This window comes from Kitasatospora dryopteridis, from assembly GCF_050749075.1.
Classification (GTDB): Bacteria; Actinomycetota; Actinomycetes; order Streptomycetales; family Streptomycetaceae; genus Kitasatospora.
Genome location: NZ_CP192749.1, coordinates 2324908 through 2341100 on the forward strand (window position 1 = coordinate 2324908; position 16193 = coordinate 2341100).

General features: G+C 73.5%; 15 protein-coding genes and 1 pseudogene. 11 read left to right on the plus strand and 5 right to left on the minus strand.

Going from position 1 to position 16193, the window contains the following annotated elements:
• Nucleotides 1-64: 64 nt before the first annotated feature.
• Entirely contained in the window at nucleotides 65-1246 is a 1182-nt protein-coding gene (gene nadA, locus ACQ614_RS10565; protein WP_431678207.1) for a quinolinate synthase NadA, read from the plus strand.
• Nucleotides 1247-1321: 75 nt separating this feature from the next.
• On the opposite strand, the gene pspAA is transcribed toward nadA, so the two are convergent.
• On the minus strand, nucleotides 1322-1615 hold the full coding sequence (gene pspAA / locus ACQ614_RS10570; protein WP_363489273.1) for a PspA-associated protein PspAA: 294 nt from the start codon (nucleotides 1613-1615) through the stop codon (nucleotides 1322-1324).
• A gap of 42 nt (nucleotides 1616-1657) precedes the next feature.
• A complete protein-coding gene (locus ACQ614_RS10575) occupies nucleotides 1658-2440 on the minus strand; it encodes a PspA/IM30 family protein (protein ID WP_363489271.1) in 783 nt (260 codons plus the stop codon).
• 268 nt (nucleotides 2441-2708) lie between these two features.
• Here ACQ614_RS10575 and ACQ614_RS10580 point away from each other — a divergent pair, with 268 nt between their 5' ends.
• Nucleotides 2709-3302: a DUF3043 domain-containing protein gene (locus tag ACQ614_RS10580; protein WP_431678209.1), complete on the plus strand. Its 594-nt coding sequence runs from the start codon at nucleotides 2709-2711 to the stop codon at nucleotides 3300-3302.
• A gap of 11 nt (nucleotides 3303-3313) precedes the next feature.
• The gene (locus tag ACQ614_RS10585; protein ID WP_431678211.1) at nucleotides 3314-4183 is read left to right on the plus strand and encodes a class I SAM-dependent methyltransferase; all 870 of its coding nucleotides are present in this window, start codon (nucleotides 3314-3316) and stop codon (nucleotides 4181-4183) included.
• Nucleotides 4184-4241: 58 nt separating this feature from the next.
• Here the strand turns inward: ACQ614_RS10585 and ACQ614_RS10590 are convergent, their stop codons facing one another.
• Nucleotides 4242-4442 (minus strand): hypothetical protein, encoded by a 201-nt coding sequence (locus tag ACQ614_RS10590; protein WP_363489265.1) that lies wholly within the window; start codon nucleotides 4440-4442, stop codon nucleotides 4242-4244.
• Nucleotides 4443-4550: 108 nt separating this feature from the next.
• Here ACQ614_RS10590 and cobU point away from each other — a divergent pair.
• The 7 genes and pseudogenes from cobU to ACQ614_RS10625 form a co-directional block, all read left to right on the plus strand.
• A pseudogene (cobU, locus tag ACQ614_RS10595) lies at nucleotides 4551-5099 on the plus strand (bifunctional adenosylcobinamide kinase/adenosylcobinamide-phosphate guanylyltransferase); the annotation flags it as partial.
• A gap of 11 nt (nucleotides 5100-5110) precedes the next feature.
• Nucleotides 5111-6229 carry a nicotinate-nucleotide--dimethylbenzimidazole phosphoribosyltransferase gene (locus tag ACQ614_RS10600; protein ID WP_431678212.1) on the plus strand — a complete coding sequence of 373 codons (1119 nt, stop codon included), beginning with the start codon at nucleotides 5111-5113 and terminating at the stop codon, nucleotides 6227-6229.
• 1 nt (nucleotide 6230) lies between these two features.
• Nucleotides 6231-7001 (plus strand): adenosylcobinamide-GDP ribazoletransferase, encoded by a 771-nt coding sequence (locus ACQ614_RS10605; protein WP_363489261.1) that lies wholly within the window; start codon nucleotides 6231-6233, stop codon nucleotides 6999-7001.
• Between the two features lie 229 nt (nucleotides 7002-7230).
• Nucleotides 7231-8727 carry a leucyl aminopeptidase gene (locus ACQ614_RS10610; protein WP_431678214.1) on the plus strand — a complete coding sequence of 499 codons (1497 nt, stop codon included), beginning with the start codon at nucleotides 7231-7233 and terminating at the stop codon, nucleotides 8725-8727.
• A gap of 417 nt (nucleotides 8728-9144) precedes the next feature.
• Nucleotides 9145-10533 (plus strand): dihydrolipoyl dehydrogenase, encoded by a 1389-nt coding sequence (gene lpdA, locus ACQ614_RS10615; protein WP_363489257.1) that lies wholly within the window; start codon nucleotides 9145-9147, stop codon nucleotides 10531-10533.
• 61 nt (nucleotides 10534-10594) lie between these two features.
• Nucleotides 10595-12346 (plus strand): 2-oxoglutarate dehydrogenase, E2 component, dihydrolipoamide succinyltransferase, encoded by a 1752-nt coding sequence (sucB, locus tag ACQ614_RS10620; RefSeq protein WP_431678215.1) that lies wholly within the window; start codon nucleotides 10595-10597, stop codon nucleotides 12344-12346.
• A gap of 370 nt (nucleotides 12347-12716) precedes the next feature.
• Nucleotides 12717-13235: a DUF4240 domain-containing protein gene (locus tag ACQ614_RS10625; protein WP_431678216.1), complete on the plus strand. Its 519-nt coding sequence runs from the start codon at nucleotides 12717-12719 to the stop codon at nucleotides 13233-13235.
• Between the two features lie 49 nt (nucleotides 13236-13284).
• Here the strand turns inward: ACQ614_RS10625 and ACQ614_RS10630 are convergent, their stop codons facing one another.
• Entirely contained in the window at nucleotides 13285-14280 is a 996-nt protein-coding gene (locus ACQ614_RS10630) for a DUF2510 domain-containing protein (RefSeq protein WP_431678217.1), read from the minus strand.
• 195 nt (nucleotides 14281-14475) lie between these two features.
• Nucleotides 14476-14955, minus strand: a complete 480-nt coding sequence (locus ACQ614_RS10635; RefSeq protein ID WP_431683886.1) for an N-acetyltransferase family protein — start codon at nucleotides 14953-14955, stop codon at nucleotides 14476-14478.
• A 110-nt stretch (nucleotides 14956-15065) separates the two neighbouring features.
• On the opposite strand from ACQ614_RS10635, the gene ACQ614_RS10640 reads away from it, so the two are divergent.
• Nucleotides 15066-15977 (plus strand): TIGR01777 family oxidoreductase, encoded by a 912-nt coding sequence (locus ACQ614_RS10640; RefSeq protein WP_431678218.1) that lies wholly within the window; start codon nucleotides 15066-15068, stop codon nucleotides 15975-15977.
• Nucleotides 15978-16193 lie beyond the last annotated feature (216 nt).

Genomic DNA, 16193 nt, shown 5'->3' on the forward strand with positions numbered 1-16193 from the left:
CCCCGCGGTGAAGCCGCAGCTCGGCAGGGGCCGGAAGATCGGCCGCACAGGAGGGCACCCGCCCGTGACCACCACCACCGAGACCTACGGCGTCGACCCCGACCCGACGCCCCTGGCGCTGCTGCTGCTCGGCCGCGAGGCCGACCCCGCGAGCGAGCGCGGCGTCGAGTGCCCCGGGGACCTGCCCGCCGCCTCCGACCCCGACCTGGTCGAACGCGCCCGCGCCGCCAAGGCGAAGCTGGGCGACCGCGTCTTCATCCTCGGCCACCACTACCAGCGCGACGAGGTCATCGAGTTCGCCGACGTGACCGGCGACTCCTTCAAGCTGGCCCGCGACGCGGCGGCCCGCCCGGAGGCCGAGTACATCGTCTTCTGCGGTGTGCACTTCATGGCCGAGTCCGCGGACATCCTCACCTCGGACGCCCAGCAGGTCGTCCTGCCGGACCTCGCCGCCGGCTGCTCGATGGCCGACATGGCCACCGCCGAGCAGGTCGCCGAGTGCTGGGACGTGCTCGCCGACGCCGGCATCGCGGACGTGACCGTGCCGGTCTCGTACATGAACTCCTCGGCCGACATCAAGGCCTTCACCGGCAAGCACGGCGGCACCATCTGCACCTCCTCCAACGCGAAGCGGGCGCTGGAGTGGGCGTTCGAGCAGGGCCAGAAGGTGCTGTTCCTGCCCGACCAGCACCTGGGCCGCAACACCGCCGTCCTGGAGATGGGCTTCTCCCTCGACGACTGCGTGCTCTACAACCCGCACAAGCCGAACGGCGGCCTGACCGCCGAGCAGCTGCGGGACGCGAAGATGATCCTGTGGCGCGGGCACTGCTCGGTGCACGGCCGCTTCAACCTGGACTCGGTGAACGAGGTCCGCGAGCGCATCCCGGGCGTCAACGTGCTGGTGCACCCGGAGTGCCGGCACGAGGTGGTCACCGCGGCCGACATGGTCGGCTCGACGGAGTACATCATCAAGGCGCTGGACGCCGCCGAGCCCGGCTCCAAGTGGGCCATCGGCACCGAGCTCAACCTGGTCCGCCGCCTGGCCAAGGCGCACCCGGACAAGGAGGTCGTCTTCCTCGACCGCACGGTGTGCTTCTGCTCGACCATGAACCGGATCGACCTCCCGCACCTGGTGTGGGCGCTGGAGTCGCTGGTCGAGGGCCGGGTGCCGAACGTGATCACCGTCGACCCGGAGACGGAGAAGTACGCCAAGGCCGCGCTCGACCGGATGCTGGCCCTGCCGTAACGTTCCGCCGCACCGCAGCACGCCGAAGGGCGGGCACCCCGTACGGGGTGCCCGCCCTTCGGCGTGTCACGGGACCTACTCCGGCAGGCCGGGGATCAGGCCGTCCCCCTCGCCGCGCAGCATCTCGCGGACCTCGGCGATGGTCGCCTCCACGTCCGGCAGGATGAGGTCGGAGGGTTCCAGGGAGTCGTCCGGCAGCGGGCTGCCGAACTCCTTGACCGCGCCCAGCAGGCCCTCCAGCGCGGCCCGGAACTTCTCGTCGTCCCCCGACTCCACGGCCTTGAGCAGTTCGTCGTCCAGCTCGTTGAGCCGGTTCAGGTGGCTCTCGCCCACCTCGAACTGCCCCTCACCCATGACCCTCATGATCATGCCGGCGCGTCTCCCTGTCCGGGTACGTGTTGCTGTCCGGTATTACTTGTTGTAGTTGATCTTCCCCGAGTCCTGCTGTCCCTGCTCGATCGCCTGCGGGGCGGCGGCCGGGGAGCCGCCGGTCAGCTCGGCCTTCATCCGGGCGAGCTCCAGCTCGACGTCGCTGCCGCCGGCCACCCGCTCCAGCTCGGCCTCGATGTCGTCCTTGCGGCCGAGACCGCTGGCGTCGTCGAGCGCGCCGGAGGCGAGCAGTTCGTCGATGGCGCCGGCCCGGGCCTGCATCTGGGCGGTCTTGTCCTCGGCCCGCTGGATGGCGAGGCCGACGTCGCCCATCTCCTCCGAGATGCCGGAGAAGGACTCGGCGATCCGGGTCTGCGCCTGAGCCGCGGTGTACGTCGCCTTGATGGTCTCCTTCTTGGTGCGGAAGGCGTCCACCTTGGCCTGCAGCCGCTGGGAGGCGAGCGTGAGCTTCTCCTCCTCGGCCTGCAGCTGCTGGTACTGCGTCTCGAGGTCGGTGATCTGGGACTGCAGGTTCGCCTTGCGGGTGAGCGCCTCGCGGGCGAGGTCCTCGCGGCCGAGCGAGAGCGCCTTGCGGCCCTGGTCCTCGTACTTCGAGGACTGCTGCTGCAGCTGGGTCAGCTGGAGTTCCAGGCGCTTGCGCGAGGTGGCCACGTCGGCGACACCCCTGCGCACCTTCTGCAGCAGCTCCAGCTGCTTCTGGTAGGAGTAGTCGAGCGTCTCCCGCGGGTCCTCCGCACGATCCAGTGCCTTGTTGGCCTTGGAGCGGAAGATCAGCCCCATACGCTTCATGATTCCGTCGCTCATGGGCCTCGGGTGCCCCCTTCTACGGGCCTGCGAATTCCGTCTCGTAACACGTCGAGTCTATGTGCAGCGAGCCGGTCGCCGCAGTGCACGAGCTGCAACAAGACTGCTACAGCCGCACACTGTCCGGCATCGTCCCTGGGGTGGACACGACCCTGAGACCATGATCCGGACGGCCGAGGGGCCCCCGTACGGGAGACGGGGACGATCGATATCCGTTCGTGCCGACCGGCGCTGCGGAAAGCATCCGGCCAACACGTACGCTGGGGGTGTGTTCCGACGCCGTGATGATGCCTCCTCCGCCGCGACCGCGCTGGCCGAGCAGGACGAGAAGACCCCCCGCGACCCGCAGGCCAAGAAGGGCCGCCCCACGCCCAAGCGCAGCGAGGCCGAGGCCGGCCTGCGCACCCGCGTGACGGTCCCCAAGGACCGCAAGGAGGCCGCCCGGCAGTCCCGCGAGCGGATGCGCTCCGAGCGCGAGAAGCAGCGGACCGCCCTGCTCGAGGGCGACGAGCGCTACCTGCCCGCCCGCGACAAGGGCCCGGTGCGCCGCTACGTGCGCGACTACGTCGACTCCCGCTGGTCGATGGCCGAGTTCTTCCTGCCGTACGCGGTCGTGGTGCTGGTGCTCAGCATCGTCCAGGTGGACATCCTGCGGCTGCTCTCCACGCTGCTGTTCCTGGTCTTCTTCGTCCTGGTCATCCTCGACTTCGTCCGCCTCGGCCTCGGCCTGCGCAAGGCCCTGCGCGAGCGCTTCCCCGACCAGAACACCCGCGGCGCCGTCCCCTACGGCCTGATGCGCACCCTGCAGATGCGCCGTCTGCGCCTGCCCAAGCCGCAGGTGAAGCGGGGCGAGCGGCCCTGACCGCGGAGCCGGTGCCGCCGCCCTGGGCCCTGCCCGTCCAGCAGGAGGCATCCGGGCTGTACGCGCTGCCCGGCCAGGGCGTCGGCGGACACGACCGGCTGCCCGCCGTCGGCGGCGGCGGCCGGCACGCGGCCGGGCCGTGGCCCGGCCGCCCGGGCGGTCTGCAGACCGTCGTCCGCGACGAACTGCTGACCCGGCAGCTCGCCGAGCAGCTGGCCGGCCGTACCGGCCTGCGCGTCCTCGACGTGGGCTGCGGCCAGGGCACCCAGACGGTGCGGCTCGCCCGCGCCGGGCACTGGGTCACCGGGGTCGACCCCGACCCGGTCACCCTCGGCGCGGCCCAGGCCGCCGTGGCCGCCGAGCCCGCCGACGTCCAGGAACGCATCCGGCTGATCGGCGGCGACGGGCACGCCTGCGGCCGGTGGTTCCCGCCGCGCTCCTTCGACGCCGTGCTCTGCCACGGCGCCCTGATGTACCTCGCCGATCCGGACCCGCTGCTCGCCGCGCTCGCCCGGGTGCTGGACGTCGGCGGCGTGCTGTCGCTGCTCGTCCGCAACGCGGACGCCCTGGCCATGCGGCCCGCGCTGGCCGGCGACTGGCGGGCGGCACTCGCCGCCTTCGACTCCTACCGCTGCACCGACCGGTACGGCGTGCCCGCACGGGCCCACCACCTCGCCGAGCTGACCACCACGCTCTCCGGCATCTCCGTGCCGCTGCGGCACTGGTACGGCGTCCGGGTCTTCACCGACGCCACCCCCGAGGAGGCGGCGCCGGTGGACGGCCGGCAGCTCGCCCAGCTGCTCGACGCCGAGGAACGCGCCGGCCGCCAGGACCCGTACCGCCAGGTCGCCGCCCTGCTCCACCTCGTCGGCACCAAGTAACGCGCAGCCGACCGGGGCCGCGCGGGGGCAGGACCGGCCGACCTCTCTGCCGTGCCGCTCAGCCCTCGTGCAGGCTCATCGAGTAGACGACCCGGTCGTCCTCCAGCAGCACGGCGCGGTCCACGCCGTCCTCCAGCAGCTGCCGCCAGGTCTCGCCGATCCACGACTCGGCGTCACCCTGGCCGGGGAACTCCTCCTGGCCGCCGGGCTGGTCGACCCCGGTGCCGTCCTGCTGCTCGAACCGCCACGTCCACACCATGTGTCGGACTCCTCCCGCTCGGTGACCACGCCGTCGTGCGCACACTAGCGTGCCCGCCCGGCCGCGCCCCATACCTGGTAGGGCAGGATGATCCGCATGGCACTCCCCCGCACCCTCCTCCTCGGCGGCGCCCGCTCCGGCAAGTCCACCCGCGCCGAGCAGCTGCTCGGCGCGCACGACGACGTGCTGTACGTGGCGACCGGCGGCACCCGCGACGGCGACCGGGAGTGGGCGGAGCGGGTCAGGCTGCACCGCGACCGGCGGCCGGCCGGCTGGCGCACGGCGGAGACCTGCGACCTGGAGGCCGTCCTCGCCGACGACGGCGACCGCGCCCCGGTGCTGATCGACTGCCTCGCCCTGTGGCTGACCGCGGTGATGGACGAGCACGGCGCCTGGGCCGACGACAGCTGGCACGACGGCGGCGAACAGGCGGTGCAGCGGCGCTGCGACGCACTCGCCGCGGCCTGGCGGAGCACCCGGCGCCGGGCCGTCGCGGTGAGCAACGAGGTCGGCATGGGCGTGGTGCCCGCGACCCCCGCCGGGCGGCGCTTCCGGGACACCCTCGGGCGGCTCAACATGGCCGTCGCCGACGCCTCGGAGCAGGTGCTGCTGGTGGTGGCCGGGCAGGTGCTGACCGTGAAAGCCGCCGCCGTGTAGCCTTCCGAGCGATGGACACGACCGTGGATCTCGACAGTTTCTCCTCCCTCGTCGAGCGGCCCGACGAGGCCGCCCGCAAGGCCGCCGAGGAGTTCCGGCAGCAGCTCGGCCTGCCGCCGGGCGGTCTCGGCGCGCTGGAGGAGCTCGGCGCCTGGCTCGCCTCCGTCCAGGGCGCGGCCCCGCTGCGGCCGGTGACCGCCGCGAAGGTGCTGCTGTTCGCCGGCGACCACGGCGTCGCCGGGCTCGGCGTCTCCCGGCCCGTCCCCGGCCGTACCACGGCGGACCGCGTGCACGCCGTGCTGGAGGGCACCGCACCGGTCGCGCTGCTCGCCCGCCGCTACGGCGCCGCCGTGCGGGTCGTCGACCTCTCGGTCGATGCCGCCCCCGGCGAGTTCCCGGCCGAGGTGTCGCAGTACCGCGTGCGGCGCGGCTCCGGCCGGATCGACGTCGAGGACGCGCTGACCGCCGAGGAGACCGCCCGCGCGTTCCGGGCCGGTATGGCGATCGCCGACGAGGAGGCCGACGCCGGCACCGACCTGGTGCTGCTCGGCGACATCGGTGCCGGCTCCACCACCGTCGCGGCCGTCCTGGTCGGCGCCCTGTGCGGCACCGACGCGGCCGCCGTGACCGGCCGCGGTTCGGGCATCGACGACCGGGTGTGGATGGTCAAGTGCGCCACCGTCCGCGACGCGCTGCGCCGGGCCCGCCCGGTGCTCGGCGACCAGCTGGCGCTGCTCGCGGCGACCGGCGGCGCCGACTTCGCCGCGATCACCGGCTTCCTGCTGCAGGCCGCGGTGCGCCGGCTGCCCGTGGTGCTCGACGGCGTGGTGTCCGCGGCCTGTGCACTGGTCGCCCAGCGGGTCGCCTTCCGGGCCCCCGAGTGGTGGCGGGCCGGCCAGGACAGCGGCGAGCCCGCCCAGGCGAAGGCGTACGACCGGCTCACCCTGACGCCGCTGCAGCAGCTCGGCGTGACGGCCGGCGAGGGTGTCGGCGCCCTGCTGGCGCTGCCGCTGCTGCAGGCCGCCTCGGACGCGCTGGCCGAGCCCGCCGCGGTGCCGGCCGCCGCACCGGCCGAGCCCCGCCCGCCGGCGAAGCTGCCGACCGCGGCGGAGCTGCTGGGCCTGGGCTGACGTGCCGGACGGGCTGCGTTTCGCCTTCGGCACGCTGTCGGTGCTGCCGGTCCGGGTCGACCGCTGGGACCGTCCGACGGCCGGCCGGGCGATGCTCGCCGCTCCCCTGGTGGGTGTGGTGCTGGGTGCGCTCGCGGCGGGCGCCGGGGCGCTGGCGGCTTGGCGCGCGGGCGGTCTGCTCGGTGCGGTGGCCGCCGTCGGGGTGCTCGCCGCGCTGACCCGCGGGCTGCACCTGGACGGGCTGGCCGACGTCGCCGACGGTCTCGGCAGCGGGAAACCGGCCGAGGACGCGCTGCGGATCATGAAGCAGTCGGACATCGGGCCGTTCGGCGTGCTGACGCTCGTTCTGGTGATGCTGGCTCAGATCGCGGTCATAGCAGGGCAGTTCGACGCATCGCTCGGCCGCGGCGCGCTGGCGGTGCTCACCGCCGCGGTCGCCGGGCGCTGTGCGCTCGGCTGGGGCTGCCGCGCCGGCGTGCCCGCCGCCCGGCCGGGCGGGCTGGGTGCCGCCGTCGCCGGCACGGTGCCGGCCCTCGGGGCGGTGGCGGTGACCGCGGGCTGCGCGGTGCTGCTGGGTGCGGCCGGGCTGCCGTTCGGCCTGCGGGCCCCGGTGTGGCCTGCGGCGCTGGCGGTCGGACTGGGCTGCGCGGTGCTGCTGCTGCGGCGCTGCGTGCGACGGCTGGACGGGATCACCGGGGACGTGCTCGGCGCCATGGCGGAGACCGCCGCGACCGGCGCGCTGGTGGCGCTGGCACTGATCGGGACGGGCTGAGCAGGGGCCGGCGGCGGCGTCCGGTTCGCGCGGTTCGTCACACCGTGTACGCCCGGTCGGCCGGGGCCCGGGCGCCCTGCCGCCGCGGAGTCCCAGTATGCGGACTACCATGCGGGGTGCACCGTAGCCCTGCGCCCCGTTTCCCCGCGGAGTGAGCCGGGGTTATGCCGGTACGGCACACCCCGAGCCGTCACCGGCCGTGGACCGCGAAAGAACAGGACGCATCGTCGTGACAACTCTGTCTGTGAGCACCTCCTCCGCCGCAAGCCTGCGCGCGGACGCCCTGGTGGTCGGCGTGGCGAAGGGCCCCAAGGGCCTGGTGCTCGCCCCCGGCGCCGAGGCCGTGGCCGAGGCGTTCGACGGCACGCTGACCGAGGTCCTCGCCACCCTGGGCGCGACCGGCGCCGAGGGCGAGGCGGTCAAGGTCCCGGCGGCCGCCGGGCTGAAGGCCCCGCTCGTGCTGGCGGTCGGCCTCGGTGACGCGTCCGAGGACGGCTTCGCCGCGGAGTCGCTGCGCCGCGCCGCCGGTGTCGCGTCCCGCACGCTGGCCGGTGCGAAGAAGGCCGCGCTGCTGCTGCCCGCCGAGACCGCGGAGGAGCTCGAGGCGGTCGCGCTGGGCGGCCTGCTCGGTGCGTACTCCTTCGGCACCTACAAGGGCGAGAACGGCAAGGCCCCGGTCGGCGAGCTGGTGCTGCTCGCCACCCGCAAGGGCAGCAAGGACGCCAAGGCCGCGGTCGAGCGCGCCACCGCGGTCGGCGAGGAGATGAACCGCGCCCGCGACCTGGTCAACACCGCGCCGAACGACCTCAACCCGAAGTCCTTCGCCGCGATCGCCCAGGCGGCCGGCAAGGAGCACGGCCTCAAGGTCGAGGTGCTGGACGAGAAGGCGCTGCTCAAGGGCGGCTTCGGCGGCATCCTGGGCGTCGGCAACGGCTCCGCGAACCCGCCCCGCCTGGTGAAGGTGGCCTACACCCACCCGAAGGCGAAGGCCTCGCTGGCCTTCGTCGGCAAGGGCATCACCTACGACTCGGGCGGCATCTCGCTGAAGCCGGCCGGCCACAACGAGACCATGAAGTGCGACATGTCCGGTGCCGCCGCGGTGTTCGCCGCCGTGGTCGCCGCCAAGCGCCTGGGCCTGCAGGTCAACGTCACCGCATGGCTGGCGCTGGCCGAGAACATGCCGTCCGGCACGGCGACCCGCCCCGGCGACGTGCTGCGGATGTACGGCGGCAAGACCGTCGAGGTGCTCAACACCGACGCCGAGGGCCGCCTGGTGCTGGCCGACGCGATCGTCCGGGCCGGCGAGGAGAACCCGGACGTCATCGTGGACGTCGCCACCCTGACCGGCGCGATGGTGCTGGCTCTGGGCACCCGCACCTTCGGCGTGATGTCCAACAACGACGAGCTGCGCACCCGCCTGCACGAGACCGCGACCGCGGTCGGCGAGCAGTCCTGGCCGATGCCGCTGCCCGCGGACCTGCGCAAGGGCATGGTCGAGTCGACGATCGCCGACCTCGCCAACATGGGCGAGCGGATGGGCGGCGGCCTGGTGGCCGGCCTGTTCCTGAAGGAGTTCGTGGCCGAGGGCACCGACTGGGCGCACCTGGACATCGCCGGTCCGGCGTTCAACGAGGGCGGCCCGTTCGGCTACACCCCGAAGGGCGGCACCGCCAGCGCCGTGCGCACCCTGGTGCGGTACGCGGAGGACGTGGCGGCCGGCGCCTGACGGCCTGCGGAAATCCGCGGAGGGGTCCGGTGCCCGGGTGGGCGCCGGACCCCTCGGCGTTTTCCCATTACCAGCCGGTAATACCGAGGGGGTGGCGAAGGCCACATTCCGAGACGGTGTTCGCCGCGGGCGAAACTGTCTTCCGCAGAGCGGAAGAAGCCCGATCCCGGGCCTCCGGCACCCCCGCTCTCCGTCCCTGCACCACCGCTGTGAGCTGCGGTGATACCCACCCGTACGGGGCATTCGAGCGCCCTGTGACCGCCCGGCTGCGCCGGTGGGGGCGGCCCCGGACACCAGTCGCCTCGAACAAGTGCAAAGATGTATTTCCGGCACGACTGGGCGCCTTACAAAGGCTTCCCACACCACCGGACCGCGACCGGCCCGGCGAACCGCACCCCTTTGCATGGAGGACGTGACGTGGCGAACGACGCCAGCACCGTTTTCGACGTAGTCATTCTCGGAGGCGGAAGCGGCGGTTACGCCGCGGCGCTCCGCGCCGCCCAGCTGGGTCTGAGCGTCGCGCTGATCGAGAAGGGTGAGCTGGGCGGCACCTGCCTGCACCGCGGCTGCATCCCCACCAAGGCCCTGCTGCACGCGGCCGAGGTCGCCGACGAGACCCGCGAGGCCGCCGAGTTCGGCGTGCTCGCGACCTTCCAGGGCATCGACATCAAGGGCGTCCACAAGTACAAGGACGACGTCGTCTCCGGCCTGTACAAGGGCCTGCAGGGCCTGGTCGCCTCCCGCAAGGTCACCTACATCCAGGGTGAGGGCCGGCTGTCCTCGCAGACCTCGGTGGACGTCAACGGCCAGCGCGTCGAGGGCCGCCACATCGTCCTCGCCACCGGCTCGGTGCCGAAGTCGCTGCCCGGTCTGACCATCGACGGCAACCGGATCATCTCCTCGGACCACGCCCTCAAGCTCGACTACATCCCGAAGTCGGCCGTCATCCTCGGCGGCGGCGTCATCGGCGTCGAGTTCGCGTCCGTGTGGAAGTCCTTCGGCGTCGACGTCACCATCGTCGAGGCCCTGCCGCACCTCGTCCCGCTGGAGGACGAGAACAGCTCCAAGCTGCTCGAGCGCGCCTTCCGCAAGCGCGGCATCAAGTTCGAGCTGAAGGCCCGCTTCTCGGGCGTCGAGTACACCGAGAACGGTGTCCGCGTCTCCACCGAGAACGGCAAGCAGATCGACGCCGACGTGCTGCTCGTCGCCATCGGCCGCGGCCCGGTCTCGGCCGGCCTCGGCTACGAGGAGGCCGGCGTCGCGATGGACCGCGGCTACGTCCTGGTCGACGAGTACCTGCGCACCAACGTGCCGACCATCTCGGCCGTCGGCGACCTCGTCCCGACCCTGCAGCTCGCCCACGTCGGCTTCGCCGAGGGCATGCTCGTCGCCGAGCGCCTGGCGGGCCTGAAGACCGTCCCGATCGACTACGACGGCATCCCGCGCGTCACCTACTCGAACCCCGAGGTGGCGTCCGTCGGCCTGTCCGAGGCCAAGGCCGTCGAGCAGTACGGCAAGGACAAGATCGTCACGCTCAAGTACAACCTGGCCGGCAACGGCAAGAGCAAGATCCTGAAGACCGCCGGCGAGATCAAGCTCGTCCAGGTCAAGGACGGCGCCGTGGTGGGTGTCCACATGGTCGGCGCCCGCATGGGCGAGCAGGTCGGCGAGGCCCAGCTGATCTACAACTGGGAGGCCCTGCCCGCCGAGGTCGCGCAGCTCATCCACGCGCACCCCAGCCAGTCCGAGGCCCTGGGCGAGGCGCACCTGGCGCTGGCCGGCAAGCCGCTGCACGCGCACGACTGATCCGCGGCACCCCTTAGTTGTCCATTCCTGTACGCAAGACTTGATAGGAGTCGCTGAAACCATGGCGGTCTCAGTAACACTGCCCGCACTGGGCGAGAGCGTGACCGAGGGCACCGTCACCCGCTGGCTGAAGGCCGAGGGTGAGCGCGTGGAGGCCGACGAGCCGCTGCTCGAGGTCTCCACCGACAAGGTCGACACCGAGATCCCGGCCCCCGCGTCCGGCATCCTCGCGTCGATCAAGGTCGGCGAGGACGAGACGGTCGAGGTCGGCGCCGAGCTGGCCATCATCGACGACGGCTCGGGCGCCCCCGCGGCCGCTCCGGCCCCGGCCGCGGAGGCTGCGCCGGCCGCCGCCCCGGCCCCGGTCGCCGAGGCCCCCGCCGCTGCCCCCGCCCCGGTCGCCGACGCCGCTCCGGCCCCGGCCGCCGCCCCGACGGACGCCACGCCGGTGCTGCTGCCCGCGCTGGGCGAGTCGGTCACCGAGGGCACCGTCACCCGCTGGCTGAAGGCCGAGGGCGACACCGTCGAGGTCGACGAGCCGCTGCTCGAGGTCTCCACCGACAAGGTCGACACCGAGATCCCGTCGCCGGTCGCCGGCACCCTGGTGAAGATCCTGGTCGGCGAGGACGAGACCGCCGAGGTCGGCGCCCAGCTCGCGCTGATCGGTGCCGCGGGCGCGGTCGCCGCCGCACCGGCCCCCGCCGCCGCACCGGCTCCGGCCGCTGCTCCGGCTCCGGCTGCCGCTCCGGCCCCCGTGGTCGAGGCCCCCGCGCCGGCGCCCGCCCCGGCCCCGGCCCCGGCCCCCGTGGCCGCTGCCCCGGCTCCGGCCGCTCCGGCGCCCGCGCCCGTTTCGGTGGCTGTTCCGGCCCCGGTCGCCGCCCCGGCCGCGGACAACGGCGACGCGTACGTCACCCCGCTGGTGCGCAAGCTCGCCGCCGAGCACGGTGTGGCCCTCTCGGCCGTCACCGGCAGCGGTGTCGGCGGCCGTATCCGCAAGCAGGACGTGCTGGCCGCCGCCGAGGCCGCGAAGGCCGCCCAGGCCGCGCCCGCCGCCCCGGCCGCCGCGCCGAAGGCTGCCGCCGCCCCGTCCCCGCTGCGCGGCCAGACGGTCAAGATGACCCGCATCCGCAAGGCCATCGGCGACAACATGCTGAAGGCCCTGCACGAGCAGGCCCAGCTGACCAGCGTGGTCGAGGTGGACGTCACCAAGATCATGTCGCTGCGCGGCAAGGCCAAGGACTCCTTCCTCGCCCGCGAGGGCGTGAAGCTGTCCCCGATGCCGTTCTTCGTCAAGGCCGCCGCCCAGGCGCTGAAGGCCCACCCGGTCATCAACGCCCGGATCAACGAGGCCGAGGGCACCATCACCTACTTCGACACCGAGAACATCGGTATCGCGGTGGACTCGGAGAAGGGTCTGATGACCCCGGTCATCAAGGGTGCGGGCGACCTCAACATCGCCGGCATCTCCAAGAAGACCGCCGAGCTGGCCCAGAAGGTGCGCGGCAACAAGATCACCCCGGACGAGCTGTCCGGCGCCACCTTCACCATCAGCAACACCGGCTCGCGCGGTGCGCTGTTCGACACCGTCATCGTGCCGCCGAACCAGGTCGCGATCCTGGGCATCGGCGCCACGGTGAAGCGTCCGGTGGTCATCGAGTCCGACGGCGGCACCGCCATCGGCATCCGCGACATGACCTACCTGTCGCTCTCCTACGACCACCGCCTGGTGGACGGCGCCGACGCCGCCCGCTACCTGGTGGCCGTCAAGGAGATCCTGGAGGCCGCCGAGTTCGAGGTCGAGCTCGGCCTGTAAGGACGACGCCGCAAGGCATGCACAGCCCCCGCCCCGGTTCGCCGGGACGGGGGCTGTTCTGTCGCCCGCTCGCCGCTGTTCTGTCGCCCGCTCGCCTCCGGGCCCTCCTGACCCGGCGCCGACGGTCGTCGCTCCGTCGCTGCGCTCCCTCGCTCCTCCCTTTCGGCACCGGCGGGTCCTTCGGCTCGGGGCGGGTGTCGCCCTCGCGCTCGCCCTCCTTGCCCGCCGACGGGCAGGAGGGGTCCACCCTTTCGGCACCGGCGGGCCCTTCGGCTCGGGGCGGGGGTTTCGCGCCGTCCAGGATCGGCTGAGCCGCTCCTCGCGTGCCTCGCATGCATTCACCGGGGTCAGCGTGGATGCTGGAGCGGTGATGTACGAGACGGACTTCTGGCAGCTGATCGACGACACCCGCGCGGCCGCAGAGGGAGATCCGGACGACCAGGCGGACGCGCTGGTCGACCGGCTGGTGCAGCTCACCCCGGACGATGTGATCGACTTCGCCCGGCTGTTCGAGGCACGCTTCCAGCGGGCCTTCACGACCGAGCTCTGGGGTGCCGCGCACCTGATGCTGGGCGGCGCCACCGCGGACGACTTCGACTTCTTCCGGTGCTGGCTGATCGGCCAGGGCCGCGAGGTGTACGAGCACGCGGTGCACGAACCGGACGAGCTGGCCGCGCTGCTCCCCGACTTCGACGAGGAGGAGGACGGCGAGGCCGAGGACCTCGGCTACGCCGCCGACGAGGCGCACGAGCAGCTGACCGGCCTGCCGCTGCCCGATCTGGGACTGGAGCAGCAGGACGGCCCGGAGGGCGCTCCCTTCGACTTCGAGGACGCGGGCATCATGGCGAAGCGCTTCCCCCGGCTGTGGGAGCGCTTCGGCGAGGAGTGAGCCCGGCCGGCACGGTGCCGACCGGGCTGCCGTTCAGGCATTGCGGCGGTCAGGCGTTGCTGTCGGCCGTGGTGGAGCGGATGCCCTTGACGATGGCGTCGAGCGTGCCCGGGTCCGGCGCCTTGGGGTCGTCGTCCACGCCGCCGTGCATCATCACGAAGCCCCTGCCGCGGGCGTCCGGCACGGCGACCATCAGGACGTAGCCCGAGGCACCCTGCTTGGGCGTGACGTGCCAGCGGACGGCGTAGCCGGTGGCGCCGGCGACGGTGATCGAGCCGGAGGTCAGCTCCTCGTGGCTGGTGAGGTCACCGAAGATCCGCGGAGCGTACTCGGCCATGGCGGCCTTGGCGACCGTGGCGGCGTCCGTGCCGGGCACGGACACCGTCTCCACGGAGAACTGGCCGCGGATGCACTGGGTCTCCATGCCGCAGTCGTACGGGCCGGTGACCTCCCACACCGATTGCGAGCCGTTGCTGCTGTGCACCGTCCAGCCGGTGGGCCGCGGGACGCGCCAGCCGTGGATGATGTCGGTGAGCGTGCTGCCGGCGAGCGCGGAGGAGCTGCTGCGCGGGCTCGGGCTGGTCCGCGGCAGGCTGGGGCTCGTCCGCGGGGACGCCGAGAACGCGGCGGACGGCGGCGGGGCGACCACCACCGGCGGGTCGTTGTCGCCGTCCGCGAGCACCAGCACCACGCCGGCGATCACGGCCAGGGCCAGCACGCCGGCCGCGATGCCGATGATCAGCCCGTTGCGGTTCTTCGGGCCGGGCACGGCCGAGGGGTACGCGTACGGCGGGCCGGGCTGCGGGTAGCCGTAGGGCGCCGACTGCTGCTGCGGGTAGCCGTACCCCTGGGCGGGCGCCACGGGCTGGCCCGACCAGGCCTGGGTGGGGGCGTCGGCGATCTGCGCGGGCTGCGCGGCCGCGGCGGACTGGGCGGGGCGGACCTCGGCGGTCCACGCGGTGCCGTCCCACCAGCGTTCCTGCGCGGCGCCGCCCGGCCCGGTCTCCGGGACGGGGTACCAGCCGGGAGGAGTCGATGTGCTCACGGCCGTACGGTACCGGTCCCGGGGTGCAGCCCGGCAGGGGCGGCAAGGTCACGATTGGACCGGCCGTCAGGAACCCGGTGTGCGCGGGCGCGAACCGAAGGGCCCGCCTGTGCAGAAGGGTGGGCCCCTCCTGCCCGTCGGAGCCGAAAGCGAGGAGCGCGGGAGCGCCCCGACAGAACAGCGGCGAGCGGGCGGTCAGGCAGGCAGGCTGCGGCCCATCCAGACGTCGTCGACGTACTCGCCGTCGAGCAGGAACTCGCCCGGGAGCACGCCCTCCACCCGGAAGCCGCACTGCTCGTAGAGGCGGCGGGCGGGCTCGTTGTGGGCGAGCACCCGCAGGGTGATGCGGCGGGCGCCGGCCGCCGCCGCGGCCTCGCAGGCGGCCTCGACGAGGGCCCGGCCGACGCCCCGGCCGCGGGCCTCGCGGGCCACCGCCAGGCCCTGGATCTGCCGGACGTGCCGGTTGCTGGCCAGCGGGGTGGGCGGCACCTGGCGGGTGTAGCCGACCACGGCTCCGCCGAGTTCGGCGACGAGGTACTCGTCGGGGGTGTGCCGCTCGTCGAAGAAGGCGCTGCCCTCGGGGCTCTGCGGGGCCACCTCGCTGAGGGTGGACCAGACCGAGCGGTCCAGCGCGGCGAGCGCCGCGTCGTCCTCGGCGCGGCCCGTACGGATCATCAGCTCGTCGGTGTGCACCGCGCCATGGTAGGCGGTGCCGTCAAGGGTGGTCGGGCACACATGAGGGGCAATGGCCGGGGTTTGGCCACAGGTCCTGGAAGGATGGGGGCATGCGCATTGCGGTGACAGGTTCCACGGGTCTGATCGGTTCCGCTCTCGTCCGCTCGCTGCTCGCGGACGGCCACGAGGTGGTGCGCCTGGTGCGCCACCGCAGCCGGGTCGGCAAGCAGCCGGACGGCACGGTCGGGGTGGGCTGGAACCCGCACCTGCTGCAGGTGGACGCGGCCGGCCTGGAGGGCACCGACGCGGTGGTGCACCTGGCCGGCGCCGGGGTCGGCGACCGGCGCTGGACACGGGCGTACAAGCAGGAGATCCGGGACAGCCGGGTGCTCGGCACCGAGACGGTGGCGGGTGCGCTGGCGAAGCTGAAGCGGCCGCCGAGGGTGCTGGTGAGCGCCTCCGCGGTCGGCTACTACGGGCAGACCGGCGACCGGGTGATCGACGAGACCGCGCCGGCCGGGGACGACTTCCTCGCCGGGGTGTGCCAGGAGTGGGAGGCCGCCGCGAGGCCGGCCGCCGACGCGGGCATCCGGGTGGTGCACCCGCGCACCGGCCTGGTGCTGTCGGCCGCCGGCGGCGCCGCCGGGCGGATGGTGCCGCTGTTCCGGCTGGGGCTGGGCGGGCGGCTGGGCTCCGGCCGGCAGTACTGGAGCATCATCTCGCGGGCGGACGAGGTGGCGGCGCTGCGGTTCCTGATCGACCGTCCGGAGATGTCCGGGCCGGTCAACCTGACCGGCCCGGAGCCGGTGACCAACGCCGAGCTGACGGAGGCGCTGGGCCGGGCGCTGGTACGGCCGACGGTGCTGCCGGTGCCGACCCTGGCGCTGCAGGCCGCGCTGGGCGAGATGGCGGTGGAGGTGGTGGGCAGCCACCGGGTGGTGCCCGACCGGCTGTTGGCGGCCGGGTTCCGGTTCCGGCACCCGGACGTCGACTCCGCGGTGCGTTCGGCGCTGGAGGACTGAGAGGGTCCGCTTCCGGGTATCCGCCCCTGTGTGCGGGGGCGGACCCGGTCCACTGCCCGGCGCACGGGGGCGCACGGTTGCACACGGAGGGCGCGCCATTGCGCCCCCGGTGACCGTACGCGCCCGGCGCCGCCGGATCGCCGCTGGTCCGGCGCACGGTCGGTGACCGTGCCCCTCCGCAGTGCCACCACGACCCGAACGTTTCCCCGATTCGGC

What these genes read in the sequence shown, in the direction of transcription:
- ACQ614_RS10575 (WP_363489271.1), bottom strand. Translation starts at nt 2,440, where the DNA reads ATGAGCGACGGAATCATGAAGCGTATGGGGCTGATCTTCCGCTCCAAG.
- sucB (WP_431678215.1), top strand. Translation starts at nt 10,595, where the DNA reads ATGGCGGTCTCAGTAACACTGCCCGCACTGGGCGAGAGCGTGACCGAG.
- pspAA (WP_363489273.1), bottom strand. Translation starts at nt 1,615, where the DNA reads ATGATCATGAGGGTCATGGGTGAGGGGCAGTTCGAGGTGGGCGAGAGC.
- ACQ614_RS10625 (WP_431678216.1), top strand. Translation starts at nt 12,717, where the DNA reads ATGTACGAGACGGACTTCTGGCAGCTGATCGACGACACCCGCGCGGCC.
- ACQ614_RS10590 (WP_363489265.1), bottom strand. Translation starts at nt 4,442, where the DNA reads ATGGTGTGGACGTGGCGGTTCGAGCAGCAGGACGGCACCGGGGTCGAC.
- ACQ614_RS10600 (WP_431678212.1), top strand. Translation starts at nt 5,111, where the DNA reads ATGGACACGACCGTGGATCTCGACAGTTTCTCCTCCCTCGTCGAGCGG.
- ACQ614_RS10635 (WP_431683886.1), bottom strand. Translation starts at nt 14,955, where the DNA reads ATGATCCGTACGGGCCGCGCCGAGGACGACGCGGCGCTCGCCGCGCTG.
- ACQ614_RS10640 (WP_431678218.1), top strand. Translation starts at nt 15,066, where the DNA reads ATGCGCATTGCGGTGACAGGTTCCACGGGTCTGATCGGTTCCGCTCTC.